We start from the raw sequence: 20,785 nt of genomic DNA, 5'->3' as shown, positions 1-20,785 counted from the left end.
AAACTTACATTTATTAAATTTTTTTTTTAGAAAAATCAAAGAGGTTGATATACTATTATATAAGATTATTTAAATAAAAAAACACCTCCCAAAGGAGATGTTCATTATAATTTGTAATTATTATTTTTTTAAGCTTATGCTTTCAAATATCTTGAATATGCATAACCTTCCTGACCGTCAGAAGTTTTTACTTTCCACCAATCGTCAGAAGTTTGCTCTACCAAAGTAACTGAAGTACCTTTTGCTGCTTTACCAACAATAGCAGCTTCCGTAGAAGGCTCTTGTCTGATGTTAAGATTAGAGTCTTCTGTTGCGATAGTAAGTGCTGCACCAGCTGCAAGACCTGCAACCTGTACATCAATATTAATATCTGAAGCAGAATAAGTAGAATCGATTGCTCCTAAAGCATTCCAAACTGCATCTTTTGCTGCAGTGTTAGAAGCGTTTCCGGAGACGTAAAGAATTCCATCCTGCTCCTGAACCTGAAGATTTGATACTCCTGCAGATTGAGCTGCAGAAACCACACTTGAATATTTATCTTGTAATGTGCTCATCTTTAATTATTTTACGGTGTAATTATAATTTACTTTTCCAACTTTCAAAGCATCCACAGATTCTTTGATTTTTCTAGCCTGAGCCGAAGAAGCAGTTCCTGTAAGAGTCAGTTCTCCGTTTACAACTTCCACATTTACAGATGGGAAATCTTTCAATGCATCTTTTACTTTTTGCTGAACCATAGGATCTACAGCTGTAGTAGTAGTTACAGGTTCAGGAGCTGTTACTATTGGAGCAACAGTTGCCATATCGTGCACGTCTTTTACACCTTTGATTTCTTTTAGAGATTTGATAGCTGCGTCTTTTTCAGCCTGTGTAGCAAATGTTCCACCTAAGTGTGCAACACCTTCTTTGATTTCTACAGTTGCTCCGGGATTAGTAGAAACAATTGTAGTAGCTGAAGTCTGAAGATCAGCATCAGAAACTTTCTTTTTACACGAAATAGATCCAAACGATACTGCCAAAGCTAAGGCAGACATTGCGATTGTTTTTTTCATAATTGATTTAATTTAATGTTTTAATTAGACTCAAATGTAATAATAAAATCTATACCAATTATGTTAAAAATTAATAAATCTATCAAGGTTTTAATTTAATCGTTTCATTATCTGTATATTAATTTTTCATCATTGAATTTTAAGTAATTTTAACATAAGTTTAGGCTTCAGCCGAAAAACCTTTATATTTGTGGCAATTGAACTCTATATATGAAAGGACAGAATAAATTATTTATTGCAATCATAATCGCATTGATTGTAGGTGTAGCAATTGGTGGATTTGTACATATTCAATATCCCGAAAGTGCAAAACCTTTCGCCGCTAATATTAAACTTCTGGGAACTGTCTTTATCAGATTGGTACAGATGATTATTGCACCTTTGGTTTTCACAACATTGGTGGTGGGAATTGCCAAGATGAGTGACATCAAAATGATAGGCAGAGTAGGATCAAAAGCAATGCTTTGGTTTATTTCTGCTTCATTAATTTCTCTTTTTATAGGTTTGATTTTGGTGAATTGGTTAGAACCTGGTCATGTAACAAAACTTCCGATTCAGGATGTTGCTTCTGCTGATGAACTGTTAAAATCGAGTAAAGGTTTCTCAATGGAAGACTTTGTAAAGCATATTATTCCTAAAAGTATTTTTGAAGCTTTTGCTACGAATGAAGTTCTTCAGATTGTAGTTTTCTCCATTATGTTTGGGGTTGCTCTGGCCAATTTGGGTGACGAATATTCGCAGCCTGTCATCAAATTATTTGACATCATTGCTCATGCAATTCTGAAAATGGTAGGTTACATTATGTGGTTTGCCCCGCTTGGAGTTTTGGGAGCAATAGCGGCTGTTGTAGCGACCAATGGTTTTGAAATTTTTAAAGTCTATGCCATTTACCTTAGAGATTTCTTCTTTGCTATAGCAGTTTTATGGCTTGTATTGTTAATAGTTGGATATTTAATTTTAGGAAACCGACTCTTTGAATTATTAAGAAGAATAAAATCACCATTATTGATCGCTTTCTCTACTACAAGTTCGGAAGCTGTTTTCCCTAAATTGGTTGAAGAATTAGAAAGATTCGGATGTAACAATAGAGTAGTATCGTTTATTTTGCCTTTGGGATATTCATTTAATCTGGATGGAAGTATGATGTACATGACATTTGCGTCAATTTTCATTGCTCAGATCTACGGAATTGAAATGACGGTCGGACAACAAATTACCATGCTTTTGGTATTAATGTTAACTTCAAAAGGAATTGCGGGAGTTCCGAGAGCTTCTTTGGTAATCATTGTAGCAACCTGTTCAATGTTTGGAATTCCGCCTGAAGGAATTGCTTTAATTTTACCAATAGATCACTTCTGTGATATGGCAAGAAGTATGACGAATGTTTTAGGAAATGCTTTGGCAACTTCTGCCGTTTCAAAATGGGAGGGTCAGCTTGATAATCATGGTGGAGATATGTAAATAACAAATAATCTTACTATTTTAATGTTTGATGAAATAGAATTTAAAAACAATATCCAATCTAAATATATAACAGAATATGGAGCGGAAATTGGTGAAGTCTTTTGTCGTATTTTCGAAAGAAGTTTAAACAATGATATATTGGATGATTTGTTTAATGAAATAGAAAAATTTGGTTTTTTTGACCGCGAAAAATTTGATAAAAAATATTTAGTTGAGACAAATATTATTGAGTCAAAAAATGCTATGATTTCAGCAATAATTAAAGAAAGTAAGTATAATGAGCATTTCATGACCTGGGAAAAAGGAAGTGAATTTTTAGAAAAATTCTTAAATCAGTTTGATAGAATTGAGAATGTTTATCAAAATGCGTATTGGGAAAAATCTACGTCAAACAATTCGTATAAAGATGAATTAGACATGATGGGATGGTCAGGAATCAGTAAATACAATTATTATGATTACGGTTTTGTAATAATCAGTGAGAGAAAAATTGGAATTTTATGGTTTGGTGACGATAGTTAAAAATAGACAAAATAAAATATAATCTGAATCTAAAAACTTTAACTCCAAAAAAAAATTAAACTTACAATGTTGAATTTACAACAATATAAAACTACAATTGCTGATAAAGGATTTTCCGTTATCAGCAATGTTTTTTCTACGGAAGAAATTGAAAAAATAAGTGAAGTCATTCAGAACGTAGACACTTCAAAAGACACCTTCAGAAAATCAGAAGATCTTTTTGCAATCAGACAGTTTTTAAAAGAAATTCCAGAAGTAAGAAATTTGATTTTTAATGAAAATTTAAAAACAATCATTAAAGAAATTTTTGGCGAAAAATATTTTGTCGTCAAAAGTATTTACTTCGATAAACCCGAAAAATCAAACTGGTATGTCGCTTATCATCAGGATTTGACCATTTCAGTGGATAAAAAAGTTAATCTGGAAAATTTCGGACCTTGGACGACGAAACAAAATCAGTTTGCCGTTCAACCTCCTTTAGATATTCTTGAAAATATTTTTACGATAAGAATTCATTTAGACGATACCGATGAAAATAACGGAGCTTTAAAGGTAGTTCCAAAATCTCATTCGAAAGGAATTTACAGACCCGAAATCATCGATTGGGATGTGGAAACAGAAAATATTTGCAACGTTGAAAAAGGTGGAGTTATGATTATGAAACCTTTGCTTCTTCACGGTTCCAATCGTACGACGAATGGTAAAAAACGGAGAGTAATTCATATTGAATTTTCAGATAAAGAACTTCCTGAAGAATTGAATTGGTCGGAGAGGATTAATTGATTTTATTCAAATACAAAACATAAACTTTGACTAAAGCCTGATTTGATATTCGTGTAATTGTTAAACGAGCTAAACCCGTTCCTCTGCATATAAAACAAAAACCTCTTCCAAATCGAAAGAGGTTTCATTATTTTAAATTAAAAATTTCTACTTCACAGAAATCTCATCCACAAAAATATAAGCATCTCCACCCGCACCTTGATGCCATTCCGGAAGTTTTCCAAAGTGATAGGCTTTTACTTTGAGGTAACGAGCTTCAGTAGGAAGAATTTCCGTTGAAAAATCTTTTACCTGAACTGTTTCGTCTTTAGCATCAATGTTATTTTCCAAAGTTTTTAGGAGAATGAAAGTTTTTCCATCCATTGAAGCGTAGTATTCCACTTTTTTCGGCATTAAAATCCAGGCTCTGCTGTCTTGTAAGTATGTTGAAGAAATCTGGCTGATCTGTTGAGGAGATTTAAAATCAATAATCGCTTCAACAGTTTGTCCTTGATAACCTTGCCATTCACCTTTTCTCCAGTTTACATCCCCGTTGATTCCGTCAATTAAAGCAAACTTTCCACCAGCAGTATATTGCGGATTAATGTTAGCGTTGATGGAAATATCCCAATGATTGGGTCTTCTGTTGAAATTGGCAGTTGTGATTCCACTTTTTTCTCCATTTCTTTCAGCGTAAGTAGAAACCTGCGTGGTTTTATTGATCATAAAAGGCTCTTTGTAGACTTTAAAAGTTTTTCTCACATTGGCATCATTTTCATCCATCGTCATGTAATATACTTTGTCTTTTTCGTTCAACGGAGTGATTTTCACCTGAGTGGTAAAATCAAACAGTCGATCTGCGGCAATGATAGGAGAAGCAGTTTGTTCAGGATATTTTAAATCTTTTGCAACTTTTACATTTTCAAAACCTAAATGTTTCAGTTCACTTTTCGGAGTGTTTTTAGTAATAATTCTCGTCGTTCCGTCTTCGAGATGTAATTTAATTTCATCAAAATAAGGCGTTACGGTTTCCCACTCAGGTTTCCCTGGCGTCACAGCATAAATTCCCATAGAACTTAAAATAAACCATGCACTCATTTGTCCGCAATCTTCATTTCCGATCAATCCATCCGGCGAATTTTTGTAGAAATTATCAAGAATATACTTGATTTTTGCTTCCGTTTTTTGTGGCTTATCAACGAAATTATAAAGGTAAGCAATGTGGTGACTTGGTTCGTTTCCTTGAGCGTATTGTCCCATTAATCCTGTAATATCCACCTGTTCTCTTCCTGTTGTTTTATCAGAAGCTGAGAAAATAGCATCAATAAACTGTTCAAATTTTTCTTTTCCGCCATGCGCTTCAATCAACCCCGGAATATCCTGTTGAACCGAATATGAGTAATGCCACGAGTTTCCTTCCGTATAATTGTTGTTGACTTCGCTTGGATCAAACGGTTCGTACCAGTTTCCGTTTTTTCTTGCCTGCATAAAACCGTTTTTCGGATTGTAAAGGTTTTTCCAATTCTGAGAACGTTTCATGAAGTATTCGTAATCTTCTTTTTTATTTAAAATTTTCGCCATTTGAGCGATACACCAATCGTCATAAGCATATTCAAGAGTTTTAGAAACACTTTCGTGCTCATCATCAATGCTGATGTAATTGTTTTGTTTGTAAGCATTTAAACCAAAAATATCCTTCATTGCTGAATTCTTTGAAGCTTCAAAAGCTTTTTCATAATCAAAACCTGTAATGCCTTTTGCCATCGCATCTGCAATAACGGAAACGCCGTGATAACCAATCATACATTCGGTTTCGTTGGAAGCTAGTTCCCAAACCGGAATTCTTCCTCCTTGTTCACGCTGTTTGATGAAAGTATTGACGAAATCTGCCGTTCTTTTTCTGTCGATTAAAGTCATCAAAGGATGCGCTCCTCTGAAAGTATCCCAAAGCGAAAAGACGGTGTAGTATCCGAAATCTTTCGCCATGTAAAATTTGTTGTCTCTACCACGATATTTTCCGTCAACGTCCATATTGATATTGGGTTGCGTGAAAACATGGTACAAAGCAGTATAGAAAACGGTAAGTTTATCTTTGTCAGAAGATTTTACTTCAATTTTTGAAAGTTCTTTGTTCCAATCTGCTTCGGCTTCTTTTTTAATGGTTTCAAAATCATTCGATTTTCCTTCAGCCAGCATATTTTTTCCTGCACCTTCGTAATCTGTAGGAGAAATTGAAACTTTTACACTAATTTTTTCACCACTTTTCACCGCAGTTGTGAATGCTAAAGCCAATTTGGTCCCTGAGAATGTATTGTTTTCATTTTTACCATTAAATTCCTTTTTTGAAATCTTCATCGGCTTTGAAAACTCAATTCTTGCATAAATGTGCTGGTTCGTCGCCCAAGCTTCACTTCTTCTGAAAACTTCGATGGTTTTATCATCAATGATTTTTACTTCGCCTTCCAGCAATTTATCTCTGTGATTTAAATCTAAAATAATATTCGCATTTCCGGCTTTATTAAATGTGTACTCGTGATAACCGACTCTTTTTGTCGTCGTTAAACGAACATCAATATTGTGTTTGTCCAATTTAACCGAATAAAATCCTGCCGTCGCTTTTTCGTTTTTGTGCGAAAATTTTGATGAATATTCTTTAGAAGTCAATCCAGGATTTCCCATTGTTGGAATCAGCATAATATCTCCGTAATCAGAAACTCCGGTTCCGTTCAAATGTGTATGAGAAAATCCGTAAATCACCGAATCGGAGTAATGATAACCGCTACAGCCATCCCAACTTCCGTCGATTCTGGTGTCAGGAGAAAGCTGTACCATCCCGAAAGGCACGATTGCGCCAGGAAAAGTGTGACCATGACCACCCGTTCCGATAAATGGATTCACGTATTGCGAATAATTTTGTGAAAATAAATTATGACTGATCAATCCTAAAAGAATGAAGAAAAATTTTTGCATGAGTTTAAAATTAAAATCCCCCTAAAATACTACAATAATTCGTTCTACAAAAGAATTTATCTATCGCCATCTTTATTGATTCTAAATAGGTAAAATTTCCGTAAATTTGTAGACAATTTATATTTTTATGTTGACTAAAGAAAAGGTTCAGGATTTCCTTAAAGAAATAGAAGTAGATGATTTGGTGAGTAACTTTCAGGTAATGGGCAGCGATGTATACATCGACATGACCGCTCATTCACCGGCAATGCACGAAAAAAAGAAGCTTGAAGCAGCAATGAAGCAGGCTTTTGCAAGTGAATTTGGAGATGATATTAATTTAAAATTAAAGATAGTTTCTCCCGAGCCAAGCGAAGTTCAGCTAAGTCAGATCAAAGGAAAACAAATCCCTGGAATTCAAAATATTATCGCCATCGCATCCGGAAAAGGTGGTGTTGGTAAATCTACGGTTGCTGCCAATCTTGCGGTAACTTTAGCTAAAATGGGTTTTAAAGTCGGAATTTTAGATGCCGATATTTATGGTCCGTCTGTTCCTACCATGTTTGATACAGAGGGTCAGAAGCCGATTTCTGTAGAAATTGACGGAAAAAATTTGATGAAGCCTATCGAAAATTATGGTGTGAAAATGCTTTCTATCGGATATTTTTCAGGAGCAAATCAAGCGGTAGTTTGGAGAGGTCCAATGGCTTCTAAAGCTTTAAACCAAATGATCAGAGACGCAGCTTGGGGAGAATTGGATTTCCTGTTAATCGATCTTCCTCCAGGAACTGGTGATATTCATTTATCAATCATTCAGGAAGTTCCGGTTACAGGAGCGGTGATTGTAAGTACACCTCAACATGTTGCATTGGCGGATGTTAGAAAAGGAATTGCAATGTTCCAGATGGAAAGTATCAACATTCCGGTTCTTGGATTGATAGAAAATATGGCGTATTTTACACCGGAAGAATTACCTGACAATAAATATTATATCTTTGGAAACCAGGGAGCGCAATATTTGGCAGATGATTTAAAAATTCCTGTTTTGGGTGAAATTCCGTTGATTCAGAGCATCAGAGAAGCGGGAGATGTGGGAAGACCTGCAGCGCTTCAGGAAAATTCAAAAATTGCAGAAATCTATGTAGAAACTGCAAGAAAAATGGTAGAGAGCTTGGTCGAAAGAAATAAGTTTCTTCCGCCAACAGAAGCCGTGAAAATCACGACGATGGCTGGTTGCTCACCAAAAAAATAAATAATGATTTCAAATTAATTTTTGAAAAACCAAATTCAAATATGGAGACAAATATAGCACACGAACAAACTGTAACAAAGGTAATGGAAGCTCTTGAGAGCATTCGTCCGTTTCTGAACAAAGACGGTGGAGATATTGAGTTGATTGATGTGAAAGAAGACACTGTTTATGTAAAGCTTTTGGGAAACTGCTCCGGCTGTTCTCTGAACTTTTCAACCCTGAAACTGGGTGTTGAAAACACCATCAAACAACACGCTCCTGAAATTACGAAAGTAGTGAACGTAGAATAAAAAATACCCTAATATATTTTTTGAAGACAGACTTTTTAGTGTGTCTTTTTTTGTTCTAAAATGTGTAGTGTCTCCTTAGTGAGGTTAAGATCTTATGCTAAAATTCAGTTGAAAATCAAATTAATTTTATATTCTTTAAAAATTTCTACCAGATCATTAAATTTTTTTCTTAGTATTTTTTTACTTCTTAAATGATTCATCCATGTAATTTTAGAAATTGATTTAACTCCAAAATCTCCTCTTAAACAATCGTTGAAGGAACCAATGTCTCTTCCAAAATAACCAGTAATTCCATTTATTTCTTCACCAATTACACAGAAAAATTCATCTAAATTGTTGAAATCATTGCCATCAATTATTATTTCAATAATCTCTTTTTCTTCTGTTAATTTATTACTGCATAAAGCAAAAACCAGCCAACCTTGCAGCTCGTCTTTTTTGAATTCCCTCCATTTGTTTTTTGTAGTTATTTCGTTATTACCAAACAGTTTGAAGGCTTTTAAGAAACCTTTTGGTTGATGCCATACGGAACCGCTTAAAGTGATATTGTTTTTCTTTGACTTAATCACTTTAAGTTTACTGATAAAAGTATAAGTGATAACTTCTTGATTTTCGTTTAGATAATGAATAAATCCATTGTTATCATAATTGATTGTTGCTTCATCAATTGTCGCTTTCAACCGTGCAATATTTTCTACATTTAAAAGACGTAATTCTCGGTAACCAATACTTTTATTATTACTTTCCAAATTTTTCACATCCTCTATAATTGTGATAAGCTCAGGTGGGTGGTGACCCGAATCTAATGAAAATCCAAACATTATAATTAAATTTAAGTGAAAGTACTGAATTTCCTACAAAACTAAAACTTGTCAAGATTATCATCAGTCTATAGATTAACCTTGACAAGGCTGACTTTAAGGCAAAGGTTAATTTCACAACAAGCTTTTCCATAAAAAAGCCCCGCAAAAACCAGGGCTACATTAAAATCAAATATATAAAAGTTACTTTACAATGATTCTTTTCACTTCACCTTCTGAAGTTTTAATTAAATAAACTCCTGTGTTTAGTTTTGAAGTATCTATCGTTAAAGCATTTTTCTCTTTTCCTAGAAGTTTTCCGCTCATATCGTACAATTCGTAACCTTGTGCTCTGTTAAAATACAATGTATTTCCTTTGTTTACAGGATTTGGGAAGATATTGAAGGTTGATTTTTCAGTTTTCACTTCTCCTGTAGATAAAGTTGGAGAAGGATTAACTTCGTACATTGATAAAGTTCCGCTGATTTCGTTGGCAACAATTACATACCCTTTTCCTGTCGTTGTGTTTGCAGGTGAGATGTACGTGATTCCTTCCGGCCCATTGTCACCACCGTATGAAGATGTCGTTCTGGAATGTTTGTAATCTGTGAACGTTACGTTGTTCGGATCTGTTACGTTGTAAACCATTACTCCGCCTGTTCTTTCTAATGTGATGAAAGCGAAAGTTTGAGTTCCGATTGTTCCTAAAGTTACTCCTTCCGGTTCAGGACCTTTTGCACGGCTTCTGTTTTTAGCACCGTTGGCTTCGTTATCAGCATTGAAGATCAATGGATGATTGGCTGCAATATATCTTTCAAACTGATCTCCACTATCGTAAACAATCTGCTTGCTATCGGCATTGAAAATTGAGAACGAACGGGCTCCCAAAGCATGAATTTCTTCATATTCTGCATCGCCATCTGTATTTCCGTTTACATTGGTTACTCTGAATCTTCCTAAATTATTTGAAGATTTAAGAACCGCAGCATTCGGGAAAACTGTTGAATCTAAACCGTAAGTTGCTGCACCCACAGTAGTTCTTTCACTGAATCCTCCTAAATCTTTCTCGTCTCCTTCGTTTGCGGTAACGATGTAGTTTGTACTTCCAACTTTATAAGATGCCATTGCATCCGGATTGTAATAAGCTTTTACAGGCCAATTGGCAATTAATACTTCTCCATTATTGTCAGAAGCATCAAAACCGTTTCCTGGAAGACTCATGTCTTTTTTACCTAATCCCCAAATGCTTGTTAGTGTTTTTGTAGCTAAATTTACCTCAATTACTGCATTGTTTTCCTGACAAGAAACCCATGCTTTCTGGTTGTCTGCACTTATTGCAATGTATTCCGGTTCAAGATCCTGAGCCAAAGTGCTTGTAGATTTTACTTTTCTTACTCCTGAAGCAGCCAATGTTGCTTCCTGGCCGTTAAACTGTGTAAATCCAAGTGTAGTTACATTCGTTTGTGTTAATGCCTGAATTCCCGCAACCGTTAAAGAAGGAATGTCAATAATACTGATCGAACCTTCCGGATCTACCGTGTATGCATCATTTGGTTCTCCTTCGTTAGCGGTCATTACTTTTGTTCCGTCTGGTGAAAAAGTGATCATATCCGGTAAAACTCCTACAGAAAGCTGTTTCAGGAAAGTTCCGTTGATGTCAAAGAAAACAACAGATCCGTTTCCTTGTGCGTTGGTTCCGTTTGGAGAAGCTACAGCGATAATTCCGTTTTTCACGGCAATGCTTGTAATTCCACCGTAAGGAAGCATATTTACTGTGCTGATAACGGTTGGTGCAAGTGGATTGGCAAAATTGATAATATCAAAAACATCTGTCAAAGAACTGATGGTGAAAAGTCTTTGTGTCGCAGGATCGTGAACTACAATTTCTGTTGAGCTCGTGCTGTTTCCTGAAGGATCAAAGCTTCCGATGTAATTTAACTGAACCTGATTTGACGCAACCGGAGCTGCTTTATCATTATCAACAATATAAACTGTAGATAATGCTTCTCCTGAAATAGTTGCTCCTACAGGATTTTCAAGACTTAAAACAAAATATTCAGCCATTTGCTCTTCCAAAGTATCATCGATAATTGGAATATTAACGGTAACACTTGTCGTTGTCGGAGTTATATTGATAGTTTGATTTGCTAAAGTAAAGTCAGTGCTGTTTGCCGTACTGAAAGGTGCAGGTTTTACAACCAGATTCACTGTCGCATTTGAAGGATTGTTAACATTGATCTTGAATGCCAATGTTCCTGCATTTTCATTAACCTTTACAAATGTTTTATCTAATGAAATTGTTGTTCCTGCTGTTGTGAAAGTGGTAGAAGTAGTTGTGGTTAGCGCATTATCGCTTGTATCTTCCACCATATTTGGTTTTAAAGCTAAATAATATGCTTGATTAGGAACCAAACCTGCAGTAGGAATTACCGTAATCTTATTGTTGCTGAATGTTGTTGTGAAAGGTACAACTGCTCCTGTAGCATTTGTCAGTCTTAATTCTACCAAACTCTGAGCATTTGCGGCTGTAATCGCAGAATTGTCCAGCAATCTTACATTTTCGTTAAAAGTAATTGTGGGATTTACTGTTGTAGAAGCGTTGTTGACGTTGTTTGCCGGTAAATAAGTTACAGTCGGTGGAGTGGTGTCAACACCGCCAACTGCCGTTGCGTCGACTGTGAAGTTATCGAAACGATTGTTTCCTACATTTCCTCCTGCGCCTGTTGTGAACTGAACTTTAAGTTTGAAATTTGGATTGTTGGCAACTCCTGAAATTGTCGAAAAGTCAAATGTGATCAATTGAGGATTGGCATCCAGCGAAGTCACCGTTTGATACGGAATAAAAGTAGTTCCGTCCAGAGAATAAGACCAAGACTGTGTTCCTGCTCCTGAACCTGATCTTCTTGTCGTGAATTTTACAACTACATTATTATATCCTGTTGTAGGTAAATTAAACTGTACATTACCATTGATCGGATAATTATATCTCAAATGCGTACCTGAAGCGTCTCCGTTTCTTGCATTTAAATTCTGAACGTCAAAATTTTGGGATGTTCCGCCTGCAAAATCGATGAAAGTATCTGTATTTCCTGTTCCTGTGGAAGTTGCAGCAATAGAACCATTCAAAAGCGTTGAAGTTGGAGTCGTGATGGCTGCAACCGAAGCGTTGTTGTTAAAATTCCAGTAATGAACCAAAGTCGTCTGTCCTGAAACTGCACCATGAAATAAGGCTGCAATCGGTAACAAACTTCTGAAAAGGTATTTGTTCTTCATTTTTACAATATTTAGATTGGTGCAAAAATGAAGAATTATCTGTGTGAAGGTTTTAATTAAACTTTAACAAATGATTAATTATAAGTATTGTATTTTGAATTATTTCGCTAAATTCTTAATATCTTCAATTTCCAAAACAGATTGTGAATAACCTCGCTTTACTACATTGATCATTGCTTTGCCCACCTGATTCAGCGTAAGTGTTTTCGATGGAGAAATCATTGGAAAAAACCAAATGAAAGGCTTGAAAAGTGTCTTCACATTTTTCTGACCTTCTACAGGCTTCATAAAACCGGGACGAAAATTGTAAACACCTTTAAATCCAAGTTTTTGTAAATCATTCTCGGTTTTTCCTTTTACTCGTGCCCACATCATTTTTCCTTTTTCGGAACTGTCTGTGTGACTTCCGGAAACGAAATTAAAAATAAGTTCAGGATTTTGACTGAGAACTGCTTTTGCAAAATGTAAAGTTGTGTCATAAGTGATTTTGGTATAATCTTCTTCGTTCATTCCCATGCTGCTGATTCCTGCGCAGAAAAAACAGGCGTCATAACCTTTGAAGTTCTCGTCGTTGAGGTTTATTTTTAAGAAATCAGGAACGAGATATTCTTTCAATTTTGCGTGTTTTTTTTCTGATGGTTTTCTGCTCACACTTAGAATTTCAGAAACATTTGGGTTTTCAAGACATTCCATTAAAACTCCTTCACCTACCATTCCTGTTGCTCCCGTTAAAATTACTTTCATTTAAAGTTTATTTTTTAGTTGTTTTAAATGACGTTTGTTTCTTTGTGTTTACTTTAAAAATGATGAATTTAAATTTAACATTTGAACTATTAAGAGTTCAAGTAGATTTTAAAAAAAATCGTATCGAGAACTTTTGATTTATGGGCTGACTGAAGTCCACTGGTTCTCGATACAAAATTTTTTCAGAATTTGACTCGAATTGACGACAGTTTCCTAAGTCCAAATTCTGTCAAAATTATTGATTTCTCTCGAATTGATGACGATCACTTTTAGCCCCGATTGCAGTGGCATCCTTTTTTGCAGTTTCCTGAGCGGAGCCGAAGGGAATTGCAAAAAAGATACAACGGAAAGCGGGAAATAGCTCCTGAAAAAATCCGGTCACAAAATGCAACCGGATAGTATAAAAATAGATTGTTTCTGAGAATTTTTCGTCAATTTTTATTCTGAAAAAATGTATTTAAAATGATTTACCATTCTCTCCATTCTTCAGTAATATCTTCTTCAGGCGTATTATAGCCTTTTTTGCTGCTTTCTACAATCAGAATTTCTGCAATTTGTTCACGTTCGGATGTTTCGATAAGTTCAAAATTGCATTTTTCATTGAGCTTATTTAGCTTTTCAACGGTAGTTTTTACAATTTCCATTCCTTCATCTCTCGATTTGGAATTTGATATTTCTGAAACATAATTATTTAGAATCTTTGTGCATTCATCTACATCAATTCTTGTATAAGAAGGATTTGCAGTTTCCATATATTCTAGCATTGATTTTTCTAGTATAGAAATTTTATTTTTTTCTCTCGGCATTGCAGTATTTGTTTTAATTTCTACTTTATTTTTTGATGAATCAGCATTTTTCTTCTGTCTGTCACAAGAATGTGTGAAAAAAAGGAACGCTAAAATAGAGGTAAGAAATTTGATTTTCATAAAATAAAATTAGTTCTAATCATTCTTTAGATATTTATAGAGTTATAGAATGCCTGTTTATTCCTCCGCAGAAACCCTCTCATAAATATTATGAATCAATCCATCCGCTACAGAAATTTTCGGAACGAAAATCTTGTTGATTTCTGCCCAATGCATGACAAAATTATAGATTTTTAAGGCATGCACCAATACATCGGCTCTGTCTTCCCTGAAACCGTATTTGGTCATTCTTTCCTCGACGGTAAGATCATTGAATTCTTTGTAAGCTTTCTTCAAATAAGCAATGGACATCGGTTTTCCGTCTTTGGTTTTGCTCATTGAGAACACTTTATTGATGTTTCCACCCGAACCGATGGCTACAATCTGTTTTTTGCTGTTGATGTTGACTTTTATTTCTTCTTTCATTTCTCTCCAGTTGTCTTCTGTCACTAGATTGTTGAGAAGACGGATGGTTCCGATGTTGAAAGATTTTTCGTAAATCATCGTATCGTTTTCATAGAATGTCAATTCGGTAGAACCTCCGCCAACATCTACATAAAGATAGGCGAAATCTTTGTCGAGACCTTCTGCAACATGGTTTTCATAAACCAAAGTTGCTTCTTCGTCTCCGGAAATGATTTCGATATTTATTTCTGAACTGTTTTTTACTTTTTCAATAATTTCTTTTCCGTTAGAAGCATCACGCATTGCACTTGTTGCGCAGGCTCTGTAATGTTCAACTTTATAAACTTTCATCAGATCGCTGAAAATTTTCATTGAGTCTAAGACCATTTTTTCCCTTTCCTGTCCGATTTTTCCTAAAGTGAAAACATCCATTCCCAATCGTAAAGGAATTCGCAGAAGATTTAATTTAATAAATTCTGGCTTTCCGTTTTGAATTTTCACCTCGTTAATTAAAAGCCGGGCTGCATTACTTCCTATGTCTATCGCTGCAATGATCATTTCTTTGATTGGTATTTTATTGAATTTCAGTTGTTTAATTAAAACAGGTTAATTTTAAAAGCCGAATTTACAAAAATTAATTCTTTAAGTTACTTGTAAAGACTGTTTAATGCTTATTCTTACCATTTTAAACATTAAGAATATTGAGTTACTAAGAATTATTAAGAATCAAAAAATTGATTCAAGCATTCTGCTTAATGGATTTACCTTCGTAAATTTTAAAAATTTAAAGCTTATTTATCCTTAAAAATTAAACACTCTTAATGTTTCAAAAATCTATTTCCCTGTGGTTTTTGCTTTCAGATATTTATAGGTTTCTATTTGAGAGCGACATTCTTTTTCGTCGTTGCTGATGTATTCGTTGCTCAGTTTTTTATCTAAAATTCTTGCTTTTACGTTATCTTTTAACTGAATGTCGAGAATATCTTTCAGTTCTTTTTTCAGATTTTTGTCGGTAATTTTCGCTGCAGCTTCTATTCTGTAATCAAGATTTCTGTTCATCCAGTCGGCAGAAGAAATATACATATCTTCAGCACCTTTATTGTAGAAATACATTACTCTAGCATGTTCCAGATATTCATCTACAATACTGATGGCTTTTATTTTTTGCTTAAAATCTTTCTGATTAATGGCACAGTAAATACCTCGCACAATCACTCTGATCACAACTCCCGCTTCTGCAGCTTCATACATTTTAAGGATAAGTCCGCGGTCACTTACAGAATTGGCTTTGATGATCATCTCTGCTTTTCTACCTGTCTTTGCTTCTTCAATTTCCTTATCTATATGATGCACGATTTTTTCACGCATAAATTGCGGACAAACCAAGAGATTTTTGCAGGTTTTCAAAACAGCCAAATAATCTTCTTTTGGCTTTTTAAGTACATTAAATACTTTGTTGATATCTGCCATCACGCCTCTGTCAGAAGTCATGATTAAATGATCACCGTAGATTCTTGCTGTTTTTTCATTAAAATTTCCGGTGCTGATAAATCCGTACTGAACCGTTTTGTTGTGAACTCTCTTTTTGATGACACACAATTTGGCGTGAACCTTTTTGTCAGGAAGTCCGATCAAAACGGTGATTCCTTCAGGCTCCAGCATTTCTTTCCACATCAAGTTCGATTCTTCGTCAAATCTTGCCTGAAGTTCGAGCATCACGGTGACATCTTTTCCGTTTCTGGCGGCGTAAATTAGGGCATTGATGATTTTTGAGCTGCTTGCCAAACGATAAGCTGTAATCTGGATTGATTTAACATCCGGATCCATCGCAGCTTCACGTAAAAGATCAATAACAGGAGTATAAGTATGGTATGGAAAACTTAATAAAACATCTTGTTTTAGAATTACATCAGTTACTCTTTCGCCATGCTCAAAGGCTGGATGTGCAAATGAAGTTCGCTCAATAGGTTTTTTATAATATTCAAAGACATCAGGAAAATCCATGAAATGTTTAAAGTTGTGAATCTTTCCACCAGGAATGATGCTGTCTTTTTTGCTTAAATTTAATTTTCGGATGAGCAATTCTAGCAATGCTTTGTCCATATCTTTATCAAAAACAAAACGTGTTGGTTTTCCTTTACGCCTGTTTTTAAGACCTTTTTCTATTTTTTCTGCAAAATTGGTTCGGATGTCATTATCAATATCCATTTCTGCATCTTTTGTAACTTTAAATGCGTTGGCAGAAAATTCGTCATATCCGAAATAAGAGAAAATATGAGGAAGATTAAATGTAATGACATCTTCTAAAAGCATAACATTTTTCTCCTCTAAATCTTCAGTTGGCAACAAAACAAATCTACCCACAAAACGCGAAGGAATCTCAATAATTGCATAATTGCTTTGATATTGCCAGTCTTTTTTTCTCATAGCCACACCCAGATACAAACTTTTGTCTCTATAATACGGCATCGGAGTATTTTCGTGAAGAAGAATAGGAATGACATTAGATTCTACAACTTCGTCAAAATATTGTCTTACGAATTCTTTTTGTCTGGCAGTGAGGTTTTTTGAAGTTTTAATGAAAACTTTCTGTTCTGCCATTTCAACCTGTATTTTTTTCCAGGTTTTATCGAAGTCTGCTTGTTGTGTAATGACAATTTCGTTAATCCTCTGAAGTATTTTTGAAGGTGGTTGATAAAAAGATTCAGCAATTACTTTTTCTTTAAAATCCATAGCACGTTTAAGACCTGCAACACGCACTCTGAAAAATTCATCTAAATTATTAGAGAAAATCCCAAGAAATCTGATTCTGAGATGAAGCGGCACATTTTCGTCCATCGCTTCCTGCAAAACTCTTTCATTAAACGCCAACCAGGTAATATCTCTGGGATTAAAGTGTACTGACATAGATATTAGTAAAATTTATCAAAAATACTAATAATTAGTAATCTTTCATAAATGCTAAAATTAATATTAGATTAATTTTTTTATATTTGATAGTACACGTTTTCAATCAAATTATTATATTTGACGAAAAAAATGAAGAAGTATTGTATACTCTTAGCAACAACTTTTAGTTTGGGGCTTTTCTCACAACATGTTAGATGTAATTTTGACGAAAAATGGAATGAATTTTCAAAAAAACATCCGGAAGCAAAACTTAAAAATGACCAATTATCTGAATTTTTAAAAAATGCTGACAATATTGCACCCCATTTAAAAAATGTTCAGACTGTAGTCACTATTCCTGTAGTAGTGCACATTCTGTATAAAAACGCAACTCAAAATGTGTCCGACGCACAAATTCAGTCGCAGTTGGCAGTTTTGAATGCCGATTTCAGAAAACTTAATTCTGACTTTAATACAGTAGTTCCTGCAGCTTTTCAATCTTCAGCAGCAGATTTAGAAATCAACTTTTGTCTGGCAACAAAAGATCCTAATGGAAATACGACAACTGGGATTTTGAGAAAATTAGTATCTAGTAATTTTGTTTTTGATGATTATTATTACAGTGCAGCAAATGGTGGTGATGCAGCTTGGAACACTACAAAATATTTAAATATCTGGGTCGGAGCATTTACTGATACTGATTTATTGGGATGGGCTTATCCTCCTGCAGCAGCCGGTTACGCAGATGATGGGTTATGTATTGCTTATCAGGTTTTTGGTACAACGGGTACGGCTGGAACTTATCCTTATACAACATATAACAAGGGAAGAACTGCTACTCACGAAATAGGGCATTATTTCGGTTTAGATCATATCTGGGGAGAAGGAAATTTACCTCAAAATCCAAATCCTACAGTTTGTGGAACTACAGGATGGAGTGATGGATGTGCTGATACTCCCGCTACGTATTATGCATATTTTGGAACACCTACATATCCAACCAATACATATGCATGTACACCAACTGCAAATGGATCAATGTTTATGAATTATATGGATTATGTAGACGATATTTCAATGGCTATGTTTACCAATAATCAGAAAACAATTACTCAAACTGTGCTTTCATCACCACGTGCAAGTCTTTTGAATACCAATGCATGTACTTTTCTTTCTGTAAATGAGGTTGAAAAGGCAGGCTCAATTAATATCTTTCCAAATCCGACAACACAGTTTATTTCTATTGCTTCACCGTTTGTAAATATTAATGAAGTAGAAATTTTCAGTTCAGAAGGAAGATTGGTGAAAAGAGCTTTTATTAAAAATGAAACAGATAAAATAGATGTGAATGATTTTGCTTCCGGAGTTTATTATGTAAGAACTTACGATGGAAAAGAATTCATCAAGTCTATGAAATTTATTAAGAAATAAGTCATAATATTTCCAATTTGTACTAAAACAAAACTCTGATTTAATCGGAGTTTTGTTTTTTTGTGTCAATTTGTCACAAAAAATCTAATGGTACAGATATTGAGAAAGTGAGAGTGTAATTAAATTTAAAAATTAAAAATATATAATATTATGAGTAAAATAATTGGAATTGACTTAGGTACTACCAACTCTTGCGTTGCGGTAATGGAAGGTAAAGATGCTGTAGTTATCCCTAATGCAGAAGGTAAAAGAACAACGCCATCAATTGTAGCGTTTACAGAAGACGGTGAAAGAAAAGTAGGAGATCCTGCAAAAAGACAGGCAGTAACAAACCCTACGAAAACTGTATATTCAATCAAAAGATTCATCGGAACACATTTCAAAGACGATGCTTCTGAAGTTTCTAGAGTTCCTTATGGTGTTGTAAGCGGACCAAATGATACCGTAAAAGTAAAAATCGACGATAGAGAATATACACCACAGGAAATTTCTGCAATGATCCTTCAAAAAATGAAGAAAACTGCTGAAGATTATCTTGGACAGGAAGTGACAAGAGCGGTAATCACTGTTCCTGCTTATTTCAACGATGCTCAAAGACAAGCTACTAAAGAAGCTGGAGAAATCGCAGGTCTTACAGTAGAAAGAATTATCAATGAGCCAACAGCAGCAGCTTTGGCTTACGGTATGGATAAAGCTCACAAAGATCAGAAAATTGCAGTATACGATTTAGGTGGTGGTACTTTTGACGTTTCTATCCTTGATTTAGGAGACGGAGTTTTCGAAGTATTGTCTACAAACGGAGATACTCACTTAGGAGGTGATGACTTTGATGATGTAATTATCAACTGGATGGCAGACGAATTTAAGTCTGAAGAAGGTGTTGACTTGAAATCTGATGCAATCGCATTACAAAGATTGAAAGAAGCAGCTGAAAAAGCAAAAATCGAGTTGTCTTCTTCTCCTCAAACTGAAATCAACCTTCCTTATATTACAGCTACAGCTACAGGTCCTAAACACTTAGTGAAGACTTTAACTAAAGCTAAATTTGAGCAGTTATCTGCTGACTTGGTAAGAAGATCTATGGAGCCTTGTAAAAAAGCGCTTTCTGATGCAGGTCTTTCTATCTCAGATATCGACGAAGTAATCTTGGTAGGTGGTTCTACAAGAATCCCAATCATCCAGGAGGAAGTTGAAAAATTCTTCGGTAAAAAACCTTCAAAAGGAGTTAACCCGGATGAGGTTGTAGCAATCGGTGCAGCTATCCAAGGTGGAGTTTTAACTGGAGACGTGACCGATGTACTTTTATTAGACGTTACGCCACTTTCTTTAGGTATCGAAACTATGGGTTCAGTTTTCACTAAATTGATTGAATCTAACACGACAATTCCTACAAAGAAATCTGAAGTATTCTCTACAGCATCTGACAACCAGCCAGCTGTAAGCATCAGAGTAGGACAGGGTGAAAGACCAATGTTCAACGATAACAAAGAGATCGGTAGATTTGATTTAACAGATATTCCACCAGCACAAAGAGGAGTTCCTCAGATTGAAGTAACTTTCGATATCGATGCAAACGGAATCTTGAGCGTTTCTGCTAAAGATAAAGGAACAGGAAAAGAGCAGTCTATCAAAATCCAGGCTTCTTCAGGACTTTCTGACGAGGAAATCGAAAGAATGAAAAGAGAAGCTCAGGAAAACTCTGCGGATGATGCGAAAAGAAAAGAAGAAGTTGAGATCTTCAACAAAGCTGACGGATTGATCTTCCAGACTGAAAAGCAATTGAAAGAATTTGGAGATAAATTGTCTGCTGACAAAAAAGCAGCAATCGAATCTGCTCATGCAGAATTGAAAACTGCTTATGAAGCTAAAAACGGAGAAGATGTAAAAGCTAAAACAGAAGCTTTAGATGCAGCTTGGATGGCAGCTTCAGAAGAAATGTATGCAGCAGGACAGCAAGGTCAAGGTGCTGATGCAGGAGCTCAGAATCAAGGAAATGCTGGAGGTGCAGAAGATGTACAGGATGCAGACTTTGAAGAAGTAAAATAAT

16 protein-coding genes are annotated in these 20,785 nt (G+C 35.0%); 7 read left to right on the top strand and 9 right to left on the bottom strand.

What is annotated here, in order from left to right; genetic code table 11:
* Positions 1-134: 134 nt before the first annotated feature.
* Positions 135-554 (bottom strand): SH3 domain-containing protein, encoded by a 420-nt coding sequence (locus tag NZ698_RS15720; protein ID WP_263004151.1) that lies wholly within the window; start codon positions 552-554, stop codon positions 135-137.
* Between the two features lie 6 nt (positions 555-560).
* Positions 561-1,052, bottom strand: a complete 492-nt coding sequence (locus NZ698_RS15715; protein ID WP_263004150.1) for a BON domain-containing protein — start codon at positions 1,050-1,052, stop codon at positions 561-563.
* A 210-nt stretch (positions 1,053-1,262) separates the two neighbouring features.
* Between NZ698_RS15715 and NZ698_RS15710 the strand changes: the two genes are divergently transcribed.
* From NZ698_RS15710 to NZ698_RS15700, 3 genes are all read left to right on the top strand, one after another.
* A complete protein-coding gene (locus NZ698_RS15710) occupies positions 1,263-2,513 on the top strand; it encodes a dicarboxylate/amino acid:cation symporter (RefSeq protein WP_263004149.1) in 1,251 nt (416 codons plus the stop codon).
* A gap of 24 nt (positions 2,514-2,537) precedes the next feature.
* Positions 2,538-3,038: a hypothetical protein gene (locus tag NZ698_RS15705; RefSeq protein WP_263004148.1), complete on the top strand. Its 501-nt coding sequence runs from the start codon at positions 2,538-2,540 to the stop codon at positions 3,036-3,038.
* 66 nt (positions 3,039-3,104) lie between these two features.
* Positions 3,105-3,821 (top strand): phytanoyl-CoA dioxygenase family protein, encoded by a 717-nt coding sequence (locus NZ698_RS15700; RefSeq protein WP_263004147.1) that lies wholly within the window; start codon positions 3,105-3,107, stop codon positions 3,819-3,821.
* Between the two features lie 147 nt (positions 3,822-3,968).
* Here NZ698_RS15700 and NZ698_RS15695 read toward each other — a convergent pair whose 3' ends face one another.
* The gene (locus tag NZ698_RS15695; RefSeq protein ID WP_263004146.1) at positions 3,969-6,770 is read right to left on the bottom strand and encodes a GH92 family glycosyl hydrolase; all 2,802 of its coding nucleotides are present in this window, start codon (positions 6,768-6,770) and stop codon (positions 3,969-3,971) included.
* Between the two features lie 127 nt (positions 6,771-6,897).
* Between NZ698_RS15695 and NZ698_RS15690 the strand changes: the two genes are divergently transcribed.
* Together NZ698_RS15690 and NZ698_RS15685 are read left to right on the top strand one after the other, a co-directional pair.
* A complete protein-coding gene (locus NZ698_RS15690; protein ID WP_263004145.1) occupies positions 6,898-8,001 on the top strand; it encodes an Mrp/NBP35 family ATP-binding protein in 1,104 nt (367 codons plus the stop codon).
* A 41-nt stretch (positions 8,002-8,042) separates the two neighbouring features.
* Entirely contained in the window at positions 8,043-8,291 is a 249-nt protein-coding gene (locus NZ698_RS15685) for a NifU family protein (protein ID WP_263004144.1), read from the top strand.
* Between the two features lie 104 nt (positions 8,292-8,395).
* On the opposite strand, the gene NZ698_RS15680 is transcribed toward NZ698_RS15685, so the two are convergent.
* From NZ698_RS15680 to ppk1, 6 genes are all read right to left on the bottom strand, one after another.
* The gene (locus NZ698_RS15680) at positions 8,396-9,112 is read right to left on the bottom strand and encodes a barstar family protein (RefSeq protein ID WP_263004143.1); all 717 of its coding nucleotides are present in this window, start codon (positions 9,110-9,112) and stop codon (positions 8,396-8,398) included.
* 183 nt (positions 9,113-9,295) lie between these two features.
* A complete protein-coding gene (locus tag NZ698_RS15675; protein WP_263004142.1) occupies positions 9,296-12,364 on the bottom strand; it encodes a choice-of-anchor I family protein in 3,069 nt (1,022 codons plus the stop codon).
* A 99-nt stretch (positions 12,365-12,463) separates the two neighbouring features.
* On the bottom strand, positions 12,464-13,108 hold the full coding sequence (locus tag NZ698_RS15670; protein ID WP_263004141.1) for an NAD-dependent epimerase/dehydratase family protein: 645 nt from the start codon (positions 13,106-13,108) through the stop codon (positions 12,464-12,466).
* Between the two features lie 467 nt (positions 13,109-13,575).
* Positions 13,576-14,034: a hypothetical protein gene (locus NZ698_RS15665; protein ID WP_263004140.1), complete on the bottom strand. Its 459-nt coding sequence runs from the start codon at positions 14,032-14,034 to the stop codon at positions 13,576-13,578.
* Positions 14,035-14,091: 57 nt separating this feature from the next.
* Positions 14,092-14,976: a Ppx/GppA phosphatase family protein gene (locus NZ698_RS15660; protein ID WP_263004139.1), complete on the bottom strand. Its 885-nt coding sequence runs from the start codon at positions 14,974-14,976 to the stop codon at positions 14,092-14,094.
* A gap of 276 nt (positions 14,977-15,252) precedes the next feature.
* Positions 15,253-17,325, bottom strand: a complete 2,073-nt coding sequence (gene ppk1 / locus NZ698_RS15655) for a polyphosphate kinase 1 (protein ID WP_263004138.1) — start codon at positions 17,323-17,325, stop codon at positions 15,253-15,255.
* A 132-nt stretch (positions 17,326-17,457) separates the two neighbouring features.
* Between ppk1 and NZ698_RS15650 the strand changes: the two genes are divergently transcribed.
* Both NZ698_RS15650 and dnaK read left to right on the top strand, forming a co-directional pair.
* A complete protein-coding gene (locus tag NZ698_RS15650) occupies positions 17,458-18,738 on the top strand; it encodes a T9SS type A sorting domain-containing protein (protein WP_263004137.1) in 1,281 nt (426 codons plus the stop codon).
* 150 nt (positions 18,739-18,888) lie between these two features.
* Positions 18,889-20,784, top strand: coding sequence for a molecular chaperone DnaK (gene dnaK / locus NZ698_RS15645; protein WP_263004136.1), 1,896 nt, complete (start codon positions 18,889-18,891; stop codon positions 20,782-20,784).
* Position 20,785 lies beyond the last annotated feature (1 nt).

The sequence above is a fragment of the Chryseobacterium edaphi genome, from assembly GCF_025628985.1.
GTDB classification, from domain to species: Bacteria; Bacteroidota; Bacteroidia; order Flavobacteriales; family Weeksellaceae; genus Chryseobacterium; species Chryseobacterium edaphi.
The sequence above is the reverse complement of the archived record's forward strand: the minus strand, read 5'-3'. Positions and strand labels throughout refer to the sequence as shown.